We start from the raw sequence: 21,039 nt of genomic DNA, 5'->3' as shown, positions 1-21,039 counted from the left end.
GCGCGCACCGCAGCCGCGTACCCCCGCCCTTCGGCTCACGAAGCCGCCCGTCCCTGAGGAGATCGATGAGGACCCTCACCCGCCGCACCTTCGGCACCGCCGCGCTCGCCCTCCCGCTCGCCCTCGCGGCGTGCGGTCGCAGCGCCGTGGACTCCCAGGAGGCCGCGACCGCGCGCGGCCCCATCAGCATCTGGGTCTCGACCAACGAACAGGAGCTCGCCTGGGGCAGGGCCGTCTGCGAGGCCTGGAACACCGAGCACGAGGACGAGCAGGTCACGCTCCAGGAGATCCCGGCAGGATCGAGCTCCGAGGAGGCGATCACCGCGGCGATCGTCGCTGGGACCACCCCGGACCTCATCTTCAACATCTCCCCCGCGGCGCTCCCGGACTGGGTGCGTGCGGGCGGTCTCGTCGACCTGACCACCTTCGAGGGCGGCCGCCGCCACATCGAGGAGCGCGGTGGCACGCGCGCCCGCGACTATGCCGAGGACGAGGGGAAGGGCGGCTACTACCAGCTGCCGTGGAAGTCCAACCCCGTCATGCTCATGTACAACCGGAAGATCTTCGCCGATGCCGGCCTCGACGCGGAGGAGCCGGGCCTCGACACCTTCGACCAGCTCCTGGACGCCTCTCGGCGCATCGTCTCCTCCGGGGCCGCCGGATCCGCGATCTGGCCCTCGCCGACGAGCGACTTCTACCAGCCCTGGTCGGACTTCTACCCGCTCTACCTCGCCCAGACCGGCGGGACCCGGCTCATCGAGGACGGTTCGACGACCTTCGACTCACCCGACGGCCTGGCCGTCGCCCGCATGTGGCGGTCCATGTACGACGAGGAGCTGGCCCCGCGCGAGCAGTCGACCGATGACGCCATGACCACGGGCGCCACCGCGATGCAGCTGGCGGGCCCCTACGCGATCGCGACCTACAAGGATGCGATCGACTACGGCTTCATGCCCGTCCCCACGACCGAGGGCATCCCCGCCGGGAAGACCATCACCTTCGCCGACTCGAAGAATGTCTCGCTGTGCTCGACGAGCCGGAACCGGCTCACCGCCTGGGATTTCCTGGCCTTCGCGACCGACGAGGAGTGGGACGGGAAGCTGCTCGAGCTGACAGGGCAGATGCCTCTGCGCCAGGACCTCGCCTCCGTGTATCCGGACTACTTCGAGAAGAACCCCGACTACACGAGCTTCGCCGACCAGGCGGACCGCGTGGCCGACGTCCCGTACGTCTCCGGTGGGATCGAGATCTGGCAGCGGTTCCGCGACGCGTACTCCGGGGCGGTGATCTTCGGGACCGATTCCGTCGAGCAGGGTCTCTCGGACGTCGCCCACCAGATCGACGCCCTGATCAAGGAGTGATGACGATGACGACTCCCTCCGCTCTCGCGGCGCCTCGCGCCCGCACCTCCGCCCGCGACCCGTGGTGGCGACGCCTTCTCGGCACACAGCCGCTGGGGCTCGGCATGTCCCTCCCCTACATCGTCTTCCTGGCGGTGGTGATGGCGTACCCGCTGGGCTACGCCGTCTACATCTCGTTCTTCGACTACGTGTTCACGGCGCCCGGCGTCCACGCCGACCACCCGTTCGTCGGGCTCTCGAACTACCGCGCCGTGCTCAGCGATCCGCGAGTCCTCGGCTCCTTCGCGAACATCGCGGTGTTCCTGGTCATCAACGTCCCGCTGACGGTGATCCTCTCGATGGTGCTCGCCTCGGCACTGAACTCGCTGACGCGCTGGACAGCGGCCTTCCGGGTCGCCTTCTACGTCCCCTACGTGACGGCGAGCGTGTCCCTGATCGGCGTCTGGATGCTGATGTTCTCGCAGGACGGGCTGGTCAACTCGATCCTCGGTCCGCTGGCCCCTGATCCGTCATGGCTCGTGAACTCCCACTTGGCGATGCCCTCCATCGCCCTGTTCGTGACCTGGAAGCAGCTCGGGTTCTACGTCCTGCTGTACCTGGCCGCCCTGCAGAACGTCCCCAAGGAGCTCTACGAGTCCGCGCAGGTCGACGGCGCCGGGGCGGCGAAGCGCTTCCTGCACATCACCGTCCCGGGGGTCCGCTCCACGACCCTGCTCGTGCTGATCCTCGCCATCATCACCGGCTCGAACCTGTTCACCGAGCCCTATCTGCTCACCAACGGCGGTGGGCCCGACGGGGCCTCGGCCTCGCCCGTCCTGCTGATCTACCAGAAGGGGATCCAGCAGGGGAACCCGGACCTCGCCTCGGCGATCGGCGTGATCCTCGTGATCCTCGTCGGCCTGCTGTCACTGATATCGACCCGCCTGACGAAGGAGGACTGAGATGTCCGTCGATCGGTCGACCGCCGGGAACGCCCCGGACCACGCGCACCGCAAGCGCGCCTCGCGGGGAGCCGTGTACGCGGTGCTCGCCGTCATCGCGCTGGTCTTCATCTTCCCCTTCTACTTCATGGCGATCGGGGCGTTCCAGGAGGACCCGACGACGAGCCTGTCGGCACTGGCTCCCCGGGGCGGGTGGACGCTCGAGAACTTCACGACGATCAATGAGCGCCTCGGGCTGCTGCGGGCACTCGTGAACTCGCTCGTCTTCACCGCCGGCGTCCTCGCGGGAACCCTCGTGTTCGGACTGGCCGCCGGGTACGCCCTCGCCCGACTGCGATGGCGGGGCCGCGGCGCGCTGTTCGTGATCATGCTGGGCGTCCAGATGGTGCCCTTCCAGCTGCTGATGATCCCGCTGTACGTGCAGATCGCCGGGAACTACGGGCTCGGCGACACCTATGCAGGGATGATCCTGCCCTCGCTCATCAACACCACGGCGGTGTTCATCTTCCGCCAGTTCTTCCGAAGCCTGCCGGAGTCGATCTTCGAGGCCGCTCGCATCGACGGCGCGAGCGAGCTGCGCGTGCTGTGGTCCATCGCGATCCCCATGGTCCGCCCTGCGATCGCGACGGTCGTGCTGATCACCTTCATCGGCCCGTGGAACGAGTTCCTCTGGCCGTTCCTCATCACCAAGGAGTCGTCGATGCAGCCGCTGGCTGTGGCGCTCGCCAACTACATCAACAACGTCGCGGGGACGGTCGCGAACCCCAACGGCGCGATCCTCGCCGGCGCCTGCACGCTCGCCTTCCCCGTGGTGATCCTGTTCTGCCTGTTCCAGCGCTACTTCACGGCCTCCGACATCGGAGCCGGCATCAAGGGGTGATCTCCCCGCCGCCCGATCCGCCCCGTCCTCCGTGACGGCCGACGGAGGCGATCCGCACCCCGCTCCCCACCCCCGACCCGCGAAGGAATTCCATGACCACCGTCAGCCTCTTCGGCGAAGCGCGCTTCCCCCTGGGACCGTTCACCCCCTACGAGCACAACCCGATCCTGCGACCCAAGGGCGACTCCTGGGAATCGGCGAACCTCTACAACCCCGCAGCGCTCGTCGTCGACGACCGGGTCGTGCTGCTCTACCGAGCCCACGCGGACGACATCGTCTCCCACATCGGCATCGCCTTCAGCGATGACGGCTACCACTTCGAGCGCGAGGACACCCCGATCCTGTCCCCCGAGCACGACTACGAGCGGTACGGCTGCGAGGACCCCAGGATCGCCTTCATCGAGGGCACCTACTACCTGACCTACACGGGCTGGGACCGCGAGACCGCCCAGCTGTGCCTGGCGACCTCTCCCGACCTGCGCACCTGGACCAAGCAGGGACCGCTGTTCGAGGACTTCAACACCTTCGCCGCGGTCAGCGACAACGGCAAGCGGAACTGGTCGAAGGCCGGCGTGATCATCCCCCAGCAGATCGACGGGCAGTGGTGGATGTACTTCGGAGAGGGAGCGATCTACTGGGCCACCAGCAAGGACCTCATCCACTGGACGCCCGGCACTGCCGACACCGAACCCATGTACTCCCCGACCCCGGGAACCTTCGACGAGGCCCTCGTGGAGATCGGCACCTCCCCCGTCCTCACCGACACCGGACTGCTGCTCATGCTCACCAACGGCGCCACCCGCATCACCCACGAGGACGGCACCACCGGCGTCGACTACCGCTGCGGGCAGATCGTCATCGATCCCGCCGACCCCACGAAGGTCCTCGCCCGCCTCCAGGACCCCTGGCTGCGCCCGCAGACCTACGAGGACACCCACGGCCTCGTCTCCAACGTCACCTTCGTCGAAGGACTCGTGAAGTTCCACGAACGCTGGTTCGCCTACTACGGGCAGTCCGACACGACCCTCGCCGTCGCGACCGCCGATCCCTGGAACGCGTACGGCACAGGCCTTCGCGCCGACGGCTGAGGTCCACAGGAGGGGAGGCCCTGTGTTCGGCACGGGCCTCCCGTCACGAGCCCTCGCGAGCCGGGCGCGGCACGACTCCGGTTCAGGGGCGGCGCCGCGTCCGCCCGCGCTCGGGGCTCACTCCCCCGCGATCGCGCGGTCCAGGAGGCCCGAGATCTGCTCGAGCACCTCGTCGACGGGGCGCTCGGCGAGCTCCTTCATGAACGGCTCGATCTTCACGGGGCCCGAGTAGTCGGCCGCGCGCACGGCGCCCATGAAGCCGGGGACGTCGATGACGCCGGTGGCGAAGGGCAGACGCCGGTCGAGGTCCTGCTGCTCGTCGCGCTCGCGGTCGTCGCGGGCGTCGTTGATGTCGACCGAGACGATGTCGGCGTCGGTGAGGCCCTCGAGGTCAGAGACGTCCTCGCCAGCGGTGTACCAATGGTAGCTGTCGAGGATGAGGCCCACGTTGTCGGCACCCGAATCGGCGATCAGCTCGCGGGCCTCGCGCAGGGAGTGGATGAAGGGGAAGCGCTCGGTGGACCAGAAGGTCTTCGGCCCGATGTACTCGAGGCCGATGCGCAGGCCGGCGTCGGCCAGCAGGTCGGCGACCAGGGCGAGTCGCCCGGCGTGCAGTCGCCAGTTGCGGCGGTGGTCGAGCTCGTCGTGCATCGGCCGCATCCAGGTGCCCACGCGGGTGACGCCGGCGGCGGTCAGCAGGTCGAGGCTCTCGGGGAGATCGACGAGGGCGCGGCGGAACTCCTCGGCCGGTGCATCGAGCGGCACGGGCAGCCCCGTCATGCCCCATTCCAGTCCGCGCTCGCGCACGGAGTCGGCGAACTCGCGGACGGCTGCGGTGCCGCCCAGCGAGCGGAAGTGTCCGAGGTCGGGGTCGACGCCGCCGAAGCCGTGCTTCGCGGCGAGGTCGACGGCGGTGGGCAGGTCGAGGTCCAGGCCGAGTGCTCCGGCGGAGAGGTTCGAGAACATTCCCCGAGCCTAGGCGCGTTCTGTTCTCACGTGGGGAATTCGCAGGTGATGTCCACCAGCTGGGACTCCGGGTGCTGCACCGGAGCAGGTCAGGAGGCGTCGTCCCCCGGGGCGAGAGATCCGTACGCCTCGACGAATCGCTCGAGGAGCTCCAGCAGCTGCGAGGAGTCGGCCTCCCCCAGGGTGCGCAGGGCCGCCTCGTAGCCCTGGAGGGAGATGGCGACGTCCTTCTCGAAGGCGTCCCTGCCGGCCTCCGTGCTCACGACGTGGAAGGCGGAGCCCGCCGTGGGGCGCGTCTTCTCGAGGAGCCCGTCGGCCACGGCCGCATTCACCTGACGGTTGACCGTCGACTGCTCGAGACCGAGCTCGCGGGCGATCTCCTTGAGCGTGCGCGGCGACCCGTCCGTGAACAGCCAGAGGATCCGCAGGTCGGCGGTCCCCAGCCGCATGTTCTGCTGATGGCTGCGGCGGAAGCGCTCGAGCCTCGCGTACTGCCCGGCCAGACGCCTGCCGCTCTCGACGTCCGCTCTCGGAGCGTCGCTCTCGTCCGCCGTCATCTCGTTCCTCTCGTCACCCGGGATGGGCTTCCCGTCGCGCAGTGTGTAGCCTACATAGCGTTGCTTGTGTAACTTACACATCGCTCTGCTCGCACTCTCCGGAAGGCCCCGATGACCTCGACACCCGACGCCGCGACACCACGTGCCGCCGCCCGTCGCCCGGCGCTGATCCTCGCCGTGGCGGGCTTCTCGAGCCTCAGCGCCTCGCTCATGCAGTCGCTCGTGATCCCGATTCAGCCCGAGCTGCCCACCATGCTCGACACCTCCGCCTCCAACGCGGCGTGGGTCGTCACCGCGACGCTGCTCGCCGGCGGCGTCGCCATGCCCGTCTCGGGACGGCTCGCCGATCTCAAGGGCCGCAAGCCCGTGCTCCTCGGCTCCGCCGTCCTCCTGCTCATCGGCTCGCTGATCTGCGCGCTCGGCGACTCCCTCGCCCCGGTCCTCGTGGGGCGCGTGCTGCAGGGGCTGGCGATGGGCTACATCCCCGTCGCCATCAGCTTCGTACGCGAGGTGATGCCCAGGCACCTGCGCAATGCGGCCGTGGCCGGCATCAGTGCGACGCTCGGCGTCGGAGGCGCCCTGGGCCTCCCGATCTCGGCCTGGATCGCCCAGTCCTACGACTGGCACGCGCTCTTCTGGGTGGCCAGCGGCCTCGCCGCCATCATGGTGCTCGCGACCGCAGCGGCGCTCCCCCACCGGCCCGCCGCGGCCTCCGGTCGCCTCGACGTGCTCGGCGCGCTCGGCATGGCGGTCGGCGTCGTCGGAGTGCTGGTGGGCGTGTCCAAGGGCAGCAGCTGGGGATGGACGAGCCCGGCGACCCTCGGCACCATCCTCGGCGGCCTGCTGGTCCTGCTCCTCTGGGGCCGCTTCGAGCTGCGCCGCCCCAGCCCGCTGGTGGACCTGCGCACCACCGCCCGTCGGCCGATCCTGCTCACGAACATCGCGGCGGTGCTCGCCGGATTCGGGATGATGGCGCAGTCGATCGTGATGCCCCAGCTGCTCCAGGCGCCGGGCGCGACCGGCTACGGACTGCAGCAGACGATGCTGCAGGCGGGTCTCTGGATGGCGCCGGCGGGCCTGATGATGCTCGCCTTCACCCCGATCTCGAGCCGCATGCTGGACCGCCTGGGCGGGCGCATCACGCTCGCGATCGGCATGATCGTGCTCGCCTCCGGCTACGTGCTCGCGTTCTTCCTCACCGGTGCGCCGTGGCAGCTCATGCTCGCGTCCTGCGTGTCCTCCGCCGGCGTGGGCATCGCCTACGCGGCCATGCCCACGCTGATCATGGAGAACGCGCCCGAGGCGGAGGCCGGCGCGGGCGTCGGCCTGAACTCGCTCATGCGCTCGATGGGCACCACGAGCGCCGGGGCGGTGATGGCGATCGTGCTCACCTCGGTCACCATGCCGCTGGGCGGCACGGCGATCCCCACGCTCGACGCCTTCCGCCTGTGCTTCGCGCTGGGCGCGGTCGCGGGGCTCGCGGCCGCCGGCGTCACGCTGTGCATCTCGCGCCGTCCGTCGTCGCGCACCCCCACGCCGCAGTCAGCTCCCGAGGCCGAGCCGGCCCTGTCCTGAGCCCGGCGGTGCCCAGCGCGGGTCGCGGCCGAGGAAGGCGAACAGCCGCTCCTGCTCGGTCGCGTCCTCGGGGACGGGCTGCTGCTGCCCGAACTGGCCCGTCGGCCGCAGGTACTCCTCCATGGCGCTCATGCCGGTGAGCGCCTCGTGGACCATGTCGGGGTCGAGGCGGTCGTCCTGGCCGCTCGAGCGTGCGAGGTCCCAGGTGTGGAAGAAGACGTCCCCGGTGAAGATCTCGTCGATCACGGCGCCGACCGGACGGTCCTGCCCCGTGTGGCGGTTCGAGTGGGGACGCGCGGAGACCTCGGGGTCGGCGAGGATCCTGCGGATCTGCTCGTCGAGGTGCGTCCAGGCGCGGACCGGGTCCTCCGCGGCCGACGGCCCCGGCGTGAAGCGCACCTCGGAGCCGTCCTCGATGACCGCGGGCAGCCAGGTCACCAGGTGGTCGACGACGTCGCGCGCCCGCCACTCGACGACGGGCGTGGGCGCGTCCCAGTCGGCGGTGCCGCGCACGGTCGCGGCGAAGCGGTCGGCGATGGCCCGGTACTCCTCGGCGGGAGCGAGCTGCGGGAGGGGCGCGGTCATCGCTGCTCGCCCTGCTCGGTCAGGAGCGCGTCGAGGGCCTCGTACCCCTGCTGGACGCCCCTCTCCATGTCGCTCGCGAGCATCTGCTCGCGGGAGTCGAAGGAGTCGTAGAGGGAGCGCCCGTGCAGACGGGTGCGGCCGTCGCCGAGGTCCTCGACGCGGACGGTCTCCAGGGTCACGGCCTCGGGCCAGGCGTCGTAGGTGAAGGTCTGGACGATGCGGTCCGGCAGCACGTCGTGGAAGCTGCCGTGGAAGGAGTACGACTCGCCCTCGGGGTCGGCGGTGCGGAAGGCCGTGTAGGCCCAGGCACCGCCGGTGGTGGCGTCCCAGCGGGTGATGCGGGTGGTGAGGTCGTGCGGGCCGATCCAGCGGGCGAAGAGCTCGGGATCGGTGTGGGCGCGCAGGACCTGCTGGGGCGATGCGTGGAAGTCGCGCGCGGTGCGCACGACGGGCAGGTCGGGGTCGGCGCTGATGCGCGCGGTGGTCAGGGGTGCATCGGGACTCATGGCTGGTCCTCCTCGGAGGGTGCGTGCGTCGGGGTGGCGGGTGGGGCGGTCCCGGGATCGGCGAGGACGTCCTCGAGGCGGGACATGCGCGCTTCGGCCGCGCGCCGGTGCCTGTCGATCCATCCGGTCAGCTCGCCCAGGGCCTCGGCGTCGAGGCGGACGGGGCGGCGCTGCGCGTCGCGGCTGCGGGTCACCAGGCCCGCCCTCTCGAGGACCGCGATGTGCTTGCTGACGGCCTGCAGGGACATGTCGTAGGGGGCGGCGAGGTCGCCGACGGCGGCGTCGCCGAGGGCGAGCCGGGAGACCAGGTCGCGCCGGGTGGGGTCGGCGAGGGCGGCGAAGGCCCTCGTCAGTTCATCGTCGTCCATCACGTCCTTCGTCAACCGGTGGGTTGAGGACGACGGTACGCCCGTCGGCGGCCGTGATCAACCCCTTGGTTGAACATGGGACTCGGGACCCGCCGAGGACTCGGGGCGCGCGAGCCACTGCCGCACGGCCTCCGCGACGGCACGGGGCGCTTCGAGGGGCGCGAGGTGGCCCACGCCCGGCAGGAGCCGAGGCGTCGGCCTTCCCGGCAGCGCCGCCGCCAGCCTGTCCGCCTGCTCGACCGGGATCCAGGGGTCCTCCTCGCCCCAGCCGATCGCGACGGGGCACCGCACCGCGCCCAGGCTCCGCGCCACCGGCCGGGTGTGGGCCGGCGTGAGCGCCGCGATCTGGCGGTAGAAGCCGGGGATCCCCTCGGGCGTCGTCCAGGGCTCCACCAGCTGCTCGAGCACCGCAGCGTCGAGCGGGGCGCCCGCCTCGCCGCCCGCCGCACCGGAGATGTACTCGCGCACGAGCGCCCGGTGCAGCCGCGGGGGCAGCGCGGTGAAGACGTCGGCGTGCTCCGCGACCAGCCGGAAGAAGGGCGACCCCCAGGGCTCGAGCACCACCGGGTCCCAGAGCATCAGCGAGGCGAGGTCCCGGCCGTGCAGCAGGTGGGCGCCCAGCGCGACCGCGCCGCCGATGTCGTGGGCGACCACGTGCGGTCGCTCGATCCCGAGCTCGTCGAGCAGCCGACGAAGCCGGTCCATCTGCGTCGCGAGATCGACCGGGACCTGCGGCCCGATCTCGGAGCGGCCGTACCCCGGCATGTCCCACAGGAGCACGCGACGGTCCGGGGCCAGCGCCGTCGCGACGTCGGCCCAGACCCTCGCCGACCAGGGGGTTCCATGGCACAGCACGACGTCCCGGCCCGTCGACCGTCCCTCCGTCCGTCCCTCCGGGGGCCCGAGGAGCCAGGTCGCCGTGCGGACGCCCTCGAGGTCGACCATGGTGGGCGCGGGCAGCAGCCGGGTGCGCGTGTTCGTCTCCATGCCGAGGACGCTAGGACTTCAGGTCGACCTGAGGTCAATGCCAGGATGGTCCGATGAGGATCGGGGATGCGGCGAGGCTCATCGGGGTGCCGACCCACGTGCTGCGGCACTGGGACGACATGGGTGTGGTCTCGCCCTCGCGCACACCCTCGGGCCACCGCGAGTACGACGAGGAGCAGGTGCGGCGGCTTCGGGTGCTGCGCGCGTGCCAGGAGGTGGGGCTCTCGCTCGGGGAGATCCGCCTCGTGCTGCACCGCGACGAGGCGGGGCGCGCGCAGGTGATCGAGGAGCGCCTCTCACGCATCCGCGCCCAGCGCGAGCGCCTCGCGGACGCGGAGTCCTTCCTCGAGCACGTGCGCACCTGCCGCCACGACCTGCTCACCCGCTGCCCCTCCTGCAGCCGTTTCGCCGACGAGGGCTGAGCGGGCCGACCGTTCAGCCCCGCTGCAGCCGCACGAGGCTCCAGGAGATCGCGGGGAGCGCGCCGGACAGTCGGCCGTCCTCGACCCGGATCGAGTCGTTGGCCTGCGGCGTCACCGTGTCGGGCGCGTCCTGGGTGTTCGCGGCGTAGGGGTCCTCGTGGTGGAGGGTCAGCGCCTCGACGAGGGACAGGCCGCCGAAGTCCGCGAGGTTCACGGCGAGGTCGAGCTCGCGCTCGGGATCGCGGTTCACGACGAACAGCGTCAGATCCCCGGCGGTCTCGTCCCAGGTGGCGACGGCGTCGGCCGCGCTCGAGGTGCCGAAGCGCTCGTTGGCGAAGGTCGGGGCGTCGATGCGCACGTCGAGCACCTCGCCGGCGGCGTGGCGGGCGGTGAGCGCGAAGGGGTGGAAGGTGGTCTGGCGCCAGGCCTCCCCGCCGGGCGCGGTCATGATCGGGGCGATCACGTTGACCAGCTGCGCGAGGGAGGCCGAGGCGACGCGGTCGCTGTGGCGCAGCAGCGAGATCAGCAGGCTGCCCACGACCACGGCGTCCATCGCGTTGTAGGTGTCCTCGAGCAGCACGGGCGCGACGGGCCAGTCGTCGCCCTCGGGCGGGCGGGACTCGGCGCGGTGCTGGTACCAGACGTTCCACTCGTCGAAGCTGACCATGATGCGCTTCTCGGCCTTGAGCTCGGCCCGGACATGGTCCGCGGTGGCGACGACGGAGTCGATGAAGTGGTCCATGTCGTCGGCCGAGGCGAGGAAGGAGGCCTGGTCGCCGTCCTTCTCGGCGTAGTAGGCGTGGGCGGAGACCATGTCGACGAGGTCGTAGGTCTCGGCGAGGACGGTCGCCTCCCAGGTGCCGAAGGTCGGCATCTGCGAGCTCGAGGACCCGCAGGCGACGAGCTCGAGTCCCGGGTCCTCCTGGCGCATGGCACGCGCGGTCTCCGCGGCGGTGCGCGCGTACTCCTCGGCGGTCTTGTGACCGGTCTGCCAGGGGCCGTCCATCTCGTTGCCCAGGCACCACATGCGGATCCCGTAGGGCTCGGGGTGGCCGTGGGCCGCGCGCGCGTCGGAGAGCGCGATGCCCTGCGGCGCGTTGGCGTACTGCAGCACGTCGAGCGCCTCAGGGACGCCGCGGGTGCCCAGGTTCACCGCGTACATCGGCTCGACGCCGGCGCGCTCCGCCCAGGCCATGAACTCGTCGAGGCCGACGGTGTTCGGCTCCGTCGAGTGCCACGCGAGGTCATGGCGCGCGGGCCTCTCCTCGACGGGGCCGACGCCGTCCTCCCACCGGTACCCGGAGACAAAGTTGCCGCCCGGGTAGCGGACGCTGGTGACGCCCAGCTCGCGCGTGAGGTCGAGGACGTCGGTGCGGAAGCCCGCCTCGTCGGCCGCGGGGTGGCCGGGCTCGAAGATGCCGCCGTAGACGCAGCGGCCCAGGTGCTCGACGAAGGCCCCGAAGGTGCGCGGGCGCACGGGGGCGACCCGGAAGGCGGGGTGCAGGGCGAGGGTGACGGTGCGGGTCATCGCGGCGGGGCCTTTCATCGTCTACAACGTTGCAGATGATCTCACCACGACCCCCGTCGGCCGTCAAGAAGTTCCCCGCCGCCGCTGCCGGGAGGAAGCCAGGAGGAGGCGCTCCGCCGCGCCGATCCTGCGGACCCCGCAGGCAAGCGGCTTCCCGCGGCACCCCGCGGTGGCACAATCAGCCGCATGCCACCGTCCACCCGCCGCGCACGGCGCCGACCGCCCACGCTGCGCGACGTCGCCGAGATCGCGGACGTCTCCATCAAGACGGTGTCCAACGTCGTCCACGACTACCCGCACGTGCGGGAGTCCACCCGCACCCGCGTGCAGGAGGCGATCGCGGCGACCGGCTATCGCCCCCAGCTCGCCGCCCAGCAGCTGCGCACCGGCGCGAGCGGCATCGTCACCCTCGCGGTCCCCTCCCTGAACTTCAGCTACTTCTCGAACCTCGCGCAGACCTTCATCGACGAGGCCCAGGGCCGGGGCCGCACCGTCGTCCTGCACACCACCTCCGCGGGCCGGGACGAGGAGATCGAGGTGCTGCGCGGCTTCCGGCGGAGACTGGGCGACGGCGTCATCTTCAACCCCATGCAGGTGGGCGAGGACTACCTCGCGCAGATGGAGCACGTGGACCAGCCCACCGTGTTCATCGGCGAGCACCTCTCCGACACGCATCTGCCGCCCGGATCCGACTACGTCCGGATCGACAACACGCGGGCCACCGCCGACGCCACCGCCCACCTGCTCGAGCGCGGCCGACGCCGCCTCGCCTTCGTGGGCGCCATGGAGACCACCGACCCCGCGCCCCACAGCTCCTCCGGGCTGCGCATCGAGGGCTTCCGCCAGGCGCTGTGGCGCCACGACCTCGACCCCTCGCGGGCACCCATCGAGGAGGTCGCGGACTGGCATCGGGCCGACGGGCACACGGCGGCGCACCGTCTGCTGGACGCGCACCCGCACCTCGACGGCCTGGTGTGCGGCAACGACGAGATCGCCCTCGGCGCGCTCGCCGGGCTGCGCGACCGCGGCCGCGCCGTCCCGGGCGACGTCGCCGTGGTCGGCTACGACGACAGCCCCGAGGCGCTCTTCGCCCACCCTCCGCTCACGACCATCCGGCCGGACAAGCCGTTCCTGGTCAAGGCCGCTCTCGACATGCTCATCGAGCGGATCAACGGCTACGAGGGAGCTCCGCGCACGATCACCGCGCCGCACGAGCTCGTGGTCCGCGGGAGCACGCCGGAGGGCTGAGCGCGGGGCCGGCGCGGACCCCCGATCGCGCCCGACGGGACCCGGCCGCCCTCGGCCCCGCCGCGCGTCCCTGCGATCCCTTGCGCTCGGCACCACCGCGTGTATTCTCAACGTTGCAAAGATGCTCTGGGTCACGTTCACACCGTGATCCCGATCCACGACGGAGTGATGCCCCATGCGTGTGCGCACGCCCCTCGGCTCTGCCGGCCGACGTCCCGTCGGCCGCCGCACCCTCCTCGGCTCGACCGCCGTGCTCGGCGCGTCCGCCGCGCTGGCCGGCTGCGGCGGGCCCCTCGGCGCGGGCCTCGTGGGCGGCGAGGTCGCCCCCGAGACCCTGGTGTTCTGGAACCTGTTCGGCGGCGGCGACGGCGGCCGCATGCAGGACATGGAGAAGGTCTACGAGAAGGCCCACGGCGGGTCCTCCTCGCTGCAGGCCACGACGTTCGCCTGGGGCAATCCGTACTACTCCAAGGTCACGCTCGCGACCGTCGGCAACCAGCCGCCCGACGTCGCGGTCGCCCACCTCACCCGCGCGAAGCCCCTGTGGGACGGCGGCATCCTCGATCCCATCAGCGAGGACGACCTCGCGAGCGTGGGCCTGAAGACCTCGGACTTCAACGAGAAGGCCTGGAGCGCGCAGGTCACCGACGGCAAGAACATCGCGATCCCGCTCGACACCCACCCGTTCGTCATGTTCTTCAACCACGAGGTGATGGACAAGGCCGGACTGCTCGAGTCCGACGGCTCCCTCACCGACCTCTCGGGCGTGGACACCTTCGAGTCCGCCCTCGAGGAGATCAAGGGCGTCACCGGATCGGAGGCCCTGACCTCCGCGAACGTGAGCGAGACCGCGACGCCGTGGCGACTGTTCTGGTCGCTGTACAACCAGTACGAGGACGCCACCCCGTTCCTCTCCGACGGGGGCGCGAAGATCACCGTCGACGAGGACATCTACACGGACATCACGGCGCGCCTGCAGAAGTGGGTCGAGAAGGGCTGGCTGAACCGCGGCATCGACTACGCGGGATCCCAGACGCAGATGGCGACGGGCAAGGCCGGCATCTACCTGCAGGGCGAGTGGGAGATCAGCACCTTCCAGTCGATCGAGGGCCTGAAGTTCGGTATGGCGCCCATCCCCACCCTGTTCGACCGCCCCGCCGCACAGGCCGACTCCCACACCTTCATCCTGCCGAAGAAGGACCGCACGCCCGAGCAGCTGACGCAGGCGCTCGGATTCATCAAGTCGATGCTGACCGAGTCGATGACCTGGGCGGAGGGCGGGCACGTCCCCGCCTACCTGCCCACCTACGACAGCGCGGAGTACAAGAAGCTCACACCGCAGTCGGACTACGCCTCCGCCGCGGAGAACGCCTACTACGACGACGCCGCCTGGTACGGCGGCTCGGGCTCGACCTTCGAGGCGACGGTCGGCGCGCAGCTCGCCCTCGTGCAGCAGGGGTCGACCACTCCGGAGGGCGCGCTGAGCGCCATCCGCGGCCAGCTCCAGACCTACCTCGACCCGCCCAGCCCGCTCTGAGCCGAAGGGACGCACGCATCATGACCAGTGCAACGACGACGCCGAACGTCCCGTCGGCGCCGAACTCCCCGGCGGCCGCGAGCGCGGCCGCTCCGGCCCGCCGAGCCGGTCGCGGCGGACGACCCTCCGACCGCGGCACCGGCCCGGGCGCCTGGCTGTTCCTCGCGCCGTTCGGGCTCTTCTACCTGGCGTTCCTGCTGGGGCCGACGATCTGGATGTTCGTCGCAAGCTTCTTCAACACCTCGCTGGTCCACCGCGGCCTGGGCAGCTTCGCGGGCCTCGACAACTACGTGGAGATGTTCTCGCGCGCGGACTTCTGGTCCTCCCTCTGGCACACCCTGCAGTTCACGCTGTACACCGTGCCGCCGCTGGTGATCCTCGCGTTCGTCTTCGCGGTGCTCACCAACCGCCTGCAGCGGGGCCAGTGGTTCTTCCGCCTCGCCTTCTTCCTGCCGTTCATCCTGCCCTCGGCGACGATCTCCCTGATCTGGGTCTTCATCTTCACGCCGGCCACGGGCCTCTTCGCGAGCGTGCAGTCGCTGCTCGGCTTCACCCCGGGCTCGGGGATCCTCGCCGATCCCAAGAGCGCGATGGTGGGCGTCGCGATCGCGACGGTGTGGTGGACCATCGGGTTCAACTTCATCCTCTACCTCGCGGGGCTGCAGGACATCCCGCGCGAGCTCTACGAGGCCGCGGCCGTCGACGGCGCGAGCACCTGGCAGCAGATCCGGCACGTGACGATCCCGCTGTTGCGCCGCACCACGACGCTCGTCATCCTGCTACAGATCATCGCGAGCCTGAAGATCTTCGACCAGGTCTATCTGATGACCAACGGCGGTCCGGGCATCTCCACCCAGGTCAGCCTGGGCCTGATCACCGGCACCGCCTTCACCGACAACCGCATCGGCGCCGCGTCAGCCGCCTCGGTGCTGCTGTTCATCATCATCGTCGCCATCGCCGTGATCCGCGAGATCGTCGAGCGCGTGGCCGCCCGTCGCGACCAGGAGGCCTGAGCCATGACCACGACCACCGCGACCACCTCCACCCCCGGGCGCGCGGGCCGATCCGGCGTGGGCGGCGCGATCTCCGCCGCCGCTCCCCCGGCCCGGCCCTCGGGCGCCGGCATCAGCGGACGCACCTTCACGATCGTCACCTGGATCGTACTGGTCGTGTTCGCGGTGATCTGGCTGATCCCGAGCCTGTTCGCGCTGAAGACCTCGCTGTCCGAGAACGGTGTGGCGGCGCTCGGCGCGAACGAGATCCTCTCCCACTGGTACCCGACCCTGCACTCGTACTCGACGCTCTTCGGCGCGGGCGACATCTGGAACTGGTACCTCGCCAGCGCGATCACCGGCATCATCACGACGCTCCTCACCGTCGTCTTCGCCTCGATGGCCGCCTTCGCGCTCTCCCGGATGCGCTTCCGCGGACGCACCACCGTGATGCTGATGATCCTGCTGGGCATCATGATCCCCAGCCAGGTGCTCATCGTGCCGATCTTCGAGATGCTGGGCGCCGCGAACCTGCTGAACACCTACTGGGCGGTGATCTTCCCGCAGGTCCCCGCGGTCATCTCGGTGTTCATCTTCAAGCAGTTCTTCGACGGCATCCCCCGCGAGCTCGAGGAGGCCGCGCGCATCGACGGCGCCGGGCTGTGGAAGATCTACTGGTCGGTGATCATGCCGCTCTCGCGCCCCGTGATCGCCGCTGTCGCGATCCTCACCTTCGTGGGCGTGTGGAACAACCTGCTGCTGCCGCTGTTCGTCCTCACCAACCCGAACCTGATGACGATCCCCGTGGGCCTCGCGACGGTGCAGGGCAGCTTCGGCCAGCGCTTCGCCGACATCCAGGCCGGCGCGATCCTCGCCGCCCTCCCCCTGGTGCTGCTCTACCTGGTCTTCCAGCGCCAGATCGTCGAGGGCGTGGCCGGGACCGGGCTGAAGGGCTGACGGGCGGCTCCTCACGCCCAGCGGGCCGACGGAGGAGCAGGCCGACGGAGCAGCTGGCCGACGGAGGAGCAGGGCGAGGACGCGGCCGTGCGAGCGTGAGAAGTACGAAACCGTTGCCATGAGCAGTCATGGCAACGGTTTCGTACTTCTCGAGGTCCATAGGGGGCCGGAGGTCGGCCCGCCGCCCTCACCCCTCGGCGCCGGCGCGCTTCTTGTTGTAGACGTCGAAGGCGACGGCGAGGATCAGCACCACGCCGCGCACGATCGACTGGGTGGACTGGCCGATGCCCATGATCTGCATGCCGTTGGACATGACCGCCATGATCAGGCCGCCGATGATGGCGCCCTGCACCTTGCCCACACCGCCGCTGACGGCGGCGCCGCCGATGAACGCGGCCGCGATCGCGTCGAGCTCGAACATGTTGCCCGCGCCCGGCTGCGCCGAGTTCGAGCGTGCCGAGTAGACGATGCCGGCGATCGCGGAGAGCAGGCCCATGTTCACGAACAGCATCATGTTCACCAGGCGCGTCTTCACACCGGAGAGGCGTGCGGCCTGCAGGTTCCCGCCCATGGCGTAGACGTGCCGGCCGAAGACGGTCTGCTGGCTGACGAAGGAGTAGATGAGGATCAGCGCGGCCAGCAGGATCAGCACCATGGGCAGGCCGCGGGCGTTGGCGATCTGCCAGGCGAAGGCCATCACGATGACGGCGACGACGGCGACCTTGACCGCGAAGATCCACAGCGCCTCGACGGCCTGGTCGTAGCGCAGCTTCGCGAGGCGCGCCCGCCACTGCTGGAGCGCGAACACGATCACGACGGCGGCCGCGACGACCAGCGTGAACACGTCGTACCCGGGCCCGCCCAAGAGGCCGTTGAGGAAGCCGCCGGCGATCTTCTGGTACGCCTCGGGGAACGGCGAGAGCGACACGTTGCCCAGAGTCTGCATGGTCATGCCGCGGAAGATGAGCATGCCCGCGAGGGTCACGATGAACGCCGGGATCCCGACGATCGCGACCCAGAATCCCTGCCACAGTCCCACCAGGATGCCGACGCCGAGGGCCGCGAGGATCCCCAGCCACCACGGCAGTCCGTGCTGGATGACGACCACGGCGGCGACCGAGCCGGTGAACGCGACGACCGAGCCGACCGAGAGGTCGATGTGCCCGGCGACGATGATGAGCACCATCCCGATCGCGAGGATCAGGATGTAGGAGTACTGCAGGATCAGGTTCGTGAGGTTGCCCGGGCTCAGCAGCGCGCCGCGGGTGAGCACCGTGAACAGCAGCACGATGAACACGAACGCGATGTAGATGCCGCTCTGGCGGACGTTCCTGGTGAGCAGGTCCTTGATATCGGAGGTTCCGGCCATCGGTGGTCCCTCACTCCCTCTCCATGGTCATGAGCTCCATCAGGTGCTCCTGCGTGGCGTCCGCGGCGCTCACCTCACCGGTGATGCGGCCGGCGGACAGTGTGTAGATGCGATCGGCGAGCCCCATCACCTCGGGCAGCTCGGAGGAGATCACGACGATCGCCTTCCCCTGCTCCGCGAGCTCGTTGATCAGCGTGTAGATCTCGTACTTCGCGCCGACGTCGACGCCGCGGGTGGGCTCGTCGAGGATCAGCACGTCGGGCTCGGTGAACAGCCACTTGCTGAGCGCGACCTTCTGCTGGTTGCCGCCGGAGAGCTGGCCGACGCGCGAGAGCACCGTCGGCGTCTTGATGTTCAGCGACTTCCGGTAGCGCTCGGCGACGGAGATCTCCTGGTTGCCGTCGATCCAGCCCGAGCGGGAGACCTTGCCCAGCGCCGCGGCGCTGATGTTGCGCCGCACGTCCTGGATGAGGTTCAGCCCGTAGCGCTTGCGGTCCTCGCTGACGTACGCGATGCCGCTGCCGATCGCATCGGCCACGCCGCGCACGTTCGCGGGGCGCCCGTGCATGAACACCCTCCCGCTGATCTCGCGCCCGTAGGAGCGGCCGAACACGCTCATCGCGAGCTCGGTGCGGCCCGCGCCCATGAGGCCGGCGATGCCGACGACCTCACCGGCGCGCGCGGTGATCGAGACCCCGTCGACGAGGGTGCGGTCGGGCTGGGTCGGGTGGGTGACGTGCCAGTCCTCGATGCGCAGCACCTCCTCGCCGATCTCGACGCTGCGCTCGGGGAACATGCTGTCCATGTCCCGCCCGACCATCCCCTTGATGATGCGCGGGATGAGGCCGCGGCCCGACGCTCCCCCGCCGTGCATGTCGATGGTCTCGATGGTCGACCCGTCGCGGATGACGGTGGTGGTGTCGGCGATCTCGGCGATCTCACCGAGCTTGTGGGAGATGATGATCGAGGTGACGCCCTGCTCGTCGCGCAGACCGCGGATGAGGCCGAGCAGGTGCTCGGAGTCGTCGTCGTTCAGCGCGGCGGTGGGCTCGTCGAGGATCAGCAGGCTCACGTTCTTCGAGAGCGCCTTGGCGATCTCGACGAGCTGCTGCTTGCCGACGCCGAGCTGGCCGACCGGCGTCACCGGGTTCTCGTCGAGGCCCACGCGGCGCAGCAGCCTGAGCGCCTCCGAGTTCGTCTCGCCCCAGCTGATGACGCCCCCGCGGGAGCGCTCGTTGCCCAGGAAGATGTTCTCGGCGATGGTCAGGTGAGGCACCAGGGCGAGCTCCTGGTGGATGATCACGATCCCCTCGGCCTCGGAGTCGTTGATCGAGTGGAAGCTCATGGGGCGGCCGCGGAAGTGGATCTCGCCGTCGTAGGTGCCGGCGGGCTCGACGCCCGAGAGCACCTTCATGAGCGTGGACTTCCCTGCCCCGTTCTCGCCGCAGATCCCGTGGATCTCGCCCTCGCGGACGCTCAGGGAGACGTCGCTCAGGGCGGTGACGCCGGGGAAGCGCTTGGTGATGGAGCGCATCTCGAGGATGCTGTCGTTCATCGGGCCCTCCTTCGGGCTGGAACGCAGGTGCGCGCGCCGCGGGCGCGCGCGGCGACGGGGTCGACCGCGCGGGCACGGGCGGGGGCGTCGGCCGCGGTGAGGGACTGCTGGTCCCGCGGCCGACGCCGATTCGTCCCGAGCACGCTCAGGCCTGGCCCTTCTCGACCTGCTCCTCCGTGTAGTAGCCGGAGTCGACGAGGATCTTCTCGTAGTTGGACTCGAGCACCATCTCGACGGGCAGCAGGTAGGAGGGGACGACCTTCGAGCCGTTGTCGTAGGTCTTGGTGTCGTTCGCCTCCGGCTCCTTGCCCTCGAGGTACGCCTTCGCGGCGACCACGGCCTGGTCGGCGAGCTTGCGGGTGTCCTTGAAGATCGTCGAGAACTGCACGCCGTCGGCGATGAGCTTGATCGAGGCGATCTCGGCGTCCTGGCCGGTGATGATCGGCAGGCCGTCCTTGATGGTGTCGCCGCGGCCGTCGTTCTGCAGGGCGTTGATGATGCCGCGCGAGAGCGGGTCGGCCGGGGCGAGGACACCGTCGAGCTTCTTGTCGCCCTTGTAGTGCGTGGTCAGCAGGTTCTCCATGCGTTTCTGTGCGGTCTCCTGCTCCCAGCGCTGGATGGCGCACTGGTCGATGTCGGTCTGCTTCGAGGGCACCTCGAGCACGCCGTCGTCCATGTACGGCTGCAGGGTGTCGATCGCGCCCTTCCAGAACAGGTGGGCGTTGTTGTCGTCGAGCGAGCCGGCGAACAGCTCGATGTTCAGCGGACCCTTCGGGGCGTCGGAGGCCTTCTTGAACTTCTCGTCGAGCAGACCGAGCCCGAAGAGCAGGGAGTTCGCCTGGGTGACGCCCACCTTGTAGTTGTCGAAGGTGACGTAGAAGTCGACGTTCTCGCTGTTGGTGAGGAGGCGGTCGTAGGAGATCACGGGGATCCCGGCGGCCTTCGCGGCGTCGAGCTGGCTGGTCAGGGCCGAGCCGTCGATCGAGGCGATGATCAGGGCGGCGACGCCCTGGGTGACCATCTGGTCGATCTGCTGGGACTGGGTGGGGATGTCGTCGTCGGCGTACTGGAGGGTGACCTTGTAGCCCTCCTTCTCGAGGGACTTCTTGATGTTCGCGCCGTCCTGGACCCAGCGCTCGTAGGTCTGGGTGGGCATGGCCACGCCGATGGTCTGGTCCTTGGGGTCGGCCTCGGTGTCGGGGCCCGAGGACCCGGCGCCACCGCCGGAGCATGCCGCGAGGGCGGCGATCGCGCCGAGCGAGCCGGCGCCGGCGAGGAACGTGCGCCTGCTGGGCACGGGATGGCTGCTGGTCATGGTGTCTCCTCTTCGAAACGGTGCCCGCGTCCGGGACTCGCGCGTGCTGCGCGGGTGTCGGGGATGGGGCGGCGGGCGGATGGGCCGGCAGCGGTGCCGGCGGCATCGGATCCATGCGCTGTGGCGTGGAGCACCATGGATGATAACGTTCACATCCACTGCGGGCGCAACCATTTGCGCGACCCACGAGGTCACGGAATCGCAACGTTCACATCGGCGTGGGCGACGGAGATGCCGGAGGTCGTGCCGCCGTATCCTTCGAAAGGCCCCACGCACCCTGCCCACGCGCGCCCCACGCACCT

The 21,039-nt window shown here is 70.1% G+C and carries 20 protein-coding genes; 10 read left to right on the top strand and 10 right to left on the bottom strand.

Features of this window, described 5'->3' with window-relative positions; genetic code table 11:
* Positions 1–65: 65 nt before the first annotated feature.
* The 4 genes from M4486_RS15540 (at position 66) to M4486_RS15525 (ending at position 4,270) form a co-directional block, all read left to right on the top strand.
* The gene (locus M4486_RS15540; protein ID WP_249478188.1) at positions 66–1,361 is read left to right on the top strand and encodes an extracellular solute-binding protein; all 1,296 of its coding nucleotides are present in this window, start codon (positions 66–68) and stop codon (positions 1,359–1,361) included.
* Between the two features lie 5 nt (positions 1,362–1,366).
* Positions 1,367–2,302 carry a carbohydrate ABC transporter permease gene (locus tag M4486_RS15535; RefSeq protein ID WP_249478187.1) on the top strand — a complete coding sequence of 312 codons (936 nt, stop codon included), beginning with the start codon at positions 1,367–1,369 and terminating at the stop codon, positions 2,300–2,302.
* Position 2,303: 1 nt separating this feature from the next.
* On the top strand, positions 2,304–3,182 hold the full coding sequence (locus M4486_RS15530; RefSeq protein WP_249478186.1) for a carbohydrate ABC transporter permease: 879 nt from the start codon (positions 2,304–2,306) through the stop codon (positions 3,180–3,182).
* Positions 3,183–3,274: 92 nt separating this feature from the next.
* Positions 3,275–4,270 (top strand): glycoside hydrolase family 130 protein, encoded by a 996-nt coding sequence (locus M4486_RS15525; protein ID WP_249478185.1) that lies wholly within the window; start codon positions 3,275–3,277, stop codon positions 4,268–4,270.
* Positions 4,271–4,387: 117 nt separating this feature from the next.
* Here M4486_RS15525 and M4486_RS15520 read toward each other — a convergent pair whose 3' ends face one another.
* Positions 4,388–5,236 (bottom strand): sugar phosphate isomerase/epimerase family protein, encoded by an 849-nt coding sequence (locus tag M4486_RS15520; RefSeq protein WP_249478184.1) that lies wholly within the window; start codon positions 5,234–5,236, stop codon positions 4,388–4,390.
* An 89-nt stretch (positions 5,237–5,325) separates the two neighbouring features.
* Positions 5,326–5,793: a MarR family winged helix-turn-helix transcriptional regulator gene (locus tag M4486_RS15515; RefSeq protein ID WP_249478183.1), complete on the bottom strand. Its 468-nt coding sequence runs from the start codon at positions 5,791–5,793 to the stop codon at positions 5,326–5,328.
* A gap of 111 nt (positions 5,794–5,904) precedes the next feature.
* Between M4486_RS15515 and M4486_RS15510 the strand changes: the two genes are divergently transcribed.
* A complete protein-coding gene (locus tag M4486_RS15510) occupies positions 5,905–7,368 on the top strand; it encodes an MFS transporter (RefSeq protein WP_249478182.1) in 1,464 nt (487 codons plus the stop codon).
* On the opposite strand, the gene M4486_RS15505 is transcribed toward M4486_RS15510, so the two are convergent.
* The 4 genes from M4486_RS15505 to M4486_RS15490 are packed head-to-tail and all read right to left on the bottom strand — an operon-like array spanning position 7,336 to position 9,814.
* On the bottom strand, positions 7,336–7,953 hold the full coding sequence (locus M4486_RS15505; protein ID WP_249478181.1) for a TIGR03086 family metal-binding protein: 618 nt from the start codon (positions 7,951–7,953) through the stop codon (positions 7,336–7,338). The genes M4486_RS15510 and M4486_RS15505 overlap by 33 nt on opposite strands.
* On the bottom strand, positions 7,950–8,459 hold the full coding sequence (locus M4486_RS15500; protein ID WP_249478180.1) for an SRPBCC domain-containing protein: 510 nt from the start codon (positions 8,457–8,459) through the stop codon (positions 7,950–7,952). Before M4486_RS15500 ends, M4486_RS15505 begins: the two co-directional genes overlap by 4 nt.
* A complete protein-coding gene (locus M4486_RS15495; RefSeq protein ID WP_249478179.1) occupies positions 8,456–8,827 on the bottom strand; it encodes an ArsR/SmtB family transcription factor in 372 nt (123 codons plus the stop codon). Before M4486_RS15495 ends, M4486_RS15500 begins: the two co-directional genes overlap by 4 nt.
* 57 nt (positions 8,828–8,884) lie before the next feature.
* Positions 8,885–9,814 (bottom strand): alpha/beta fold hydrolase, encoded by a 930-nt coding sequence (locus M4486_RS15490; protein WP_249478178.1) that lies wholly within the window; start codon positions 9,812–9,814, stop codon positions 8,885–8,887.
* A 53-nt stretch (positions 9,815–9,867) separates the two neighbouring features.
* Here M4486_RS15490 and M4486_RS15485 point away from each other — a divergent pair, with 53 nt between their 5' ends.
* Entirely contained in the window at positions 9,868–10,236 is a 369-nt protein-coding gene (locus tag M4486_RS15485) for a MerR family transcriptional regulator (RefSeq protein WP_249478177.1), read from the top strand.
* A 13-nt stretch (positions 10,237–10,249) separates the two neighbouring features.
* On the opposite strand, the gene arfA is transcribed toward M4486_RS15485, so the two are convergent.
* Complete coding sequence (gene arfA / locus M4486_RS15480; protein ID WP_249478176.1) at positions 10,250–11,764, bottom strand: arabinosylfuranosidase ArfA; 1,515 nt, start codon at positions 11,762–11,764, stop codon at positions 10,250–10,252.
* 186 nt (positions 11,765–11,950) lie between these two features.
* On the opposite strand from arfA, the gene M4486_RS15475 reads away from it, so the two are divergent.
* The 4 genes from M4486_RS15475 (at position 11,951) to M4486_RS15460 (ending at position 16,498) form a co-directional block, all read left to right on the top strand.
* Positions 11,951–13,012, top strand: a complete 1,062-nt coding sequence (locus M4486_RS15475; protein ID WP_249478175.1) for a LacI family DNA-binding transcriptional regulator — start codon at positions 11,951–11,953, stop codon at positions 13,010–13,012.
* A gap of 175 nt (positions 13,013–13,187) precedes the next feature.
* On the top strand, positions 13,188–14,549 hold the full coding sequence (locus M4486_RS15470; RefSeq protein WP_249478174.1) for an ABC transporter substrate-binding protein: 1,362 nt from the start codon (positions 13,188–13,190) through the stop codon (positions 14,547–14,549).
* A gap of 20 nt (positions 14,550–14,569) precedes the next feature.
* Entirely contained in the window at positions 14,570–15,562 is a 993-nt protein-coding gene (locus M4486_RS15465) for a carbohydrate ABC transporter permease (protein WP_249478173.1), read from the top strand.
* Between the two features lie 3 nt (positions 15,563–15,565).
* Positions 15,566–16,498, top strand: coding sequence for a carbohydrate ABC transporter permease (locus M4486_RS15460; protein WP_249478172.1), 933 nt, complete (start codon positions 15,566–15,568; stop codon positions 16,496–16,498).
* 187 nt (positions 16,499–16,685) lie between these two features.
* Here M4486_RS15460 and mmsB read toward each other — a convergent pair whose 3' ends face one another.
* The 3 genes from mmsB to chvE form a co-directional block, all read right to left on the bottom strand.
* Entirely contained in the window at positions 16,686–17,867 is a 1,182-nt protein-coding gene (mmsB, locus tag M4486_RS15455) for a multiple monosaccharide ABC transporter permease (protein WP_249478171.1), read from the bottom strand.
* Between the two features lie 10 nt (positions 17,868–17,877).
* Positions 17,878–19,422 carry a multiple monosaccharide ABC transporter ATP-binding protein gene (gene mmsA / locus M4486_RS15450; protein ID WP_249478170.1) on the bottom strand — a complete coding sequence of 515 codons (1,545 nt, stop codon included), beginning with the start codon at positions 19,420–19,422 and terminating at the stop codon, positions 17,878–17,880.
* 145 nt (positions 19,423–19,567) lie between these two features.
* Positions 19,568–20,737 carry a multiple monosaccharide ABC transporter substrate-binding protein gene (gene chvE, locus M4486_RS15445; RefSeq protein WP_200503524.1) on the bottom strand — a complete coding sequence of 390 codons (1,170 nt, stop codon included), beginning with the start codon at positions 20,735–20,737 and terminating at the stop codon, positions 19,568–19,570.
* Positions 20,738–21,039: the final 302 nt, after the last annotated feature.

The organism is Brachybacterium kimchii, assembly GCF_023373525.1.
Taxonomy (GTDB): Bacteria; Actinomycetota; Actinomycetes; order Actinomycetales; family Dermabacteraceae; genus Brachybacterium; species Brachybacterium kimchii.
This window is presented reverse-complemented; position numbering and strand designations above follow the sequence as displayed.

Coding starts and splice junctions, on each gene's coding strand:
- M4486_RS15540 (WP_249478188.1), top strand. CDS start 66: ATGAGGACCCTCACCCGCCGCACCTTCGGCACCGCCGCGCTCGCCCTC.
- M4486_RS15535 (WP_249478187.1), top strand. CDS start 1,367: ATGACGACTCCCTCCGCTCTCGCGGCGCCTCGCGCCCGCACCTCCGCC.
- M4486_RS15530 (WP_249478186.1), top strand. CDS start 2,304: ATGTCCGTCGATCGGTCGACCGCCGGGAACGCCCCGGACCACGCGCAC.
- M4486_RS15525 (WP_249478185.1), top strand. CDS start 3,275: ATGACCACCGTCAGCCTCTTCGGCGAAGCGCGCTTCCCCCTGGGACCG.
- M4486_RS15520 (WP_249478184.1), bottom strand. CDS start 5,236: ATGTTCTCGAACCTCTCCGCCGGAGCACTCGGCCTGGACCTCGACCTG.
- M4486_RS15515 (WP_249478183.1), bottom strand. CDS start 5,793: ATGACGGCGGACGAGAGCGACGCTCCGAGAGCGGACGTCGAGAGCGGC.
- M4486_RS15510 (WP_249478182.1), top strand. CDS start 5,905: ATGACCTCGACACCCGACGCCGCGACACCACGTGCCGCCGCCCGTCGC.
- M4486_RS15505 (WP_249478181.1), bottom strand. CDS start 7,953: ATGACCGCGCCCCTCCCGCAGCTCGCTCCCGCCGAGGAGTACCGGGCC.
- M4486_RS15500 (WP_249478180.1), bottom strand. CDS start 8,459: ATGAGTCCCGATGCACCCCTGACCACCGCGCGCATCAGCGCCGACCCC.
- M4486_RS15495 (WP_249478179.1), bottom strand. CDS start 8,827: ATGGACGACGATGAACTGACGAGGGCCTTCGCCGCCCTCGCCGACCCC.
- M4486_RS15490 (WP_249478178.1), bottom strand. CDS start 9,814: ATGGAGACGAACACGCGCACCCGGCTGCTGCCCGCGCCCACCATGGTC.
- M4486_RS15485 (WP_249478177.1), top strand. CDS start 9,868: ATGAGGATCGGGGATGCGGCGAGGCTCATCGGGGTGCCGACCCACGTG.
- arfA (WP_249478176.1), bottom strand. CDS start 11,764: ATGACCCGCACCGTCACCCTCGCCCTGCACCCCGCCTTCCGGGTCGCC.
- M4486_RS15475 (WP_249478175.1), top strand. CDS start 11,951: ATGCCACCGTCCACCCGCCGCGCACGGCGCCGACCGCCCACGCTGCGC.
- M4486_RS15470 (WP_249478174.1), top strand. CDS start 13,188: ATGCGTGTGCGCACGCCCCTCGGCTCTGCCGGCCGACGTCCCGTCGGC.
- M4486_RS15465 (WP_249478173.1), top strand. CDS start 14,570: ATGACCAGTGCAACGACGACGCCGAACGTCCCGTCGGCGCCGAACTCC.
- M4486_RS15460 (WP_249478172.1), top strand. CDS start 15,566: ATGACCACGACCACCGCGACCACCTCCACCCCCGGGCGCGCGGGCCGA.
- mmsB (WP_249478171.1), bottom strand. CDS start 17,867: ATGGCCGGAACCTCCGATATCAAGGACCTGCTCACCAGGAACGTCCGC.
- mmsA (WP_249478170.1), bottom strand. CDS start 19,422: ATGAACGACAGCATCCTCGAGATGCGCTCCATCACCAAGCGCTTCCCC.
- chvE (WP_200503524.1), bottom strand. CDS start 20,737: ATGACCAGCAGCCATCCCGTGCCCAGCAGGCGCACGTTCCTCGCCGGC.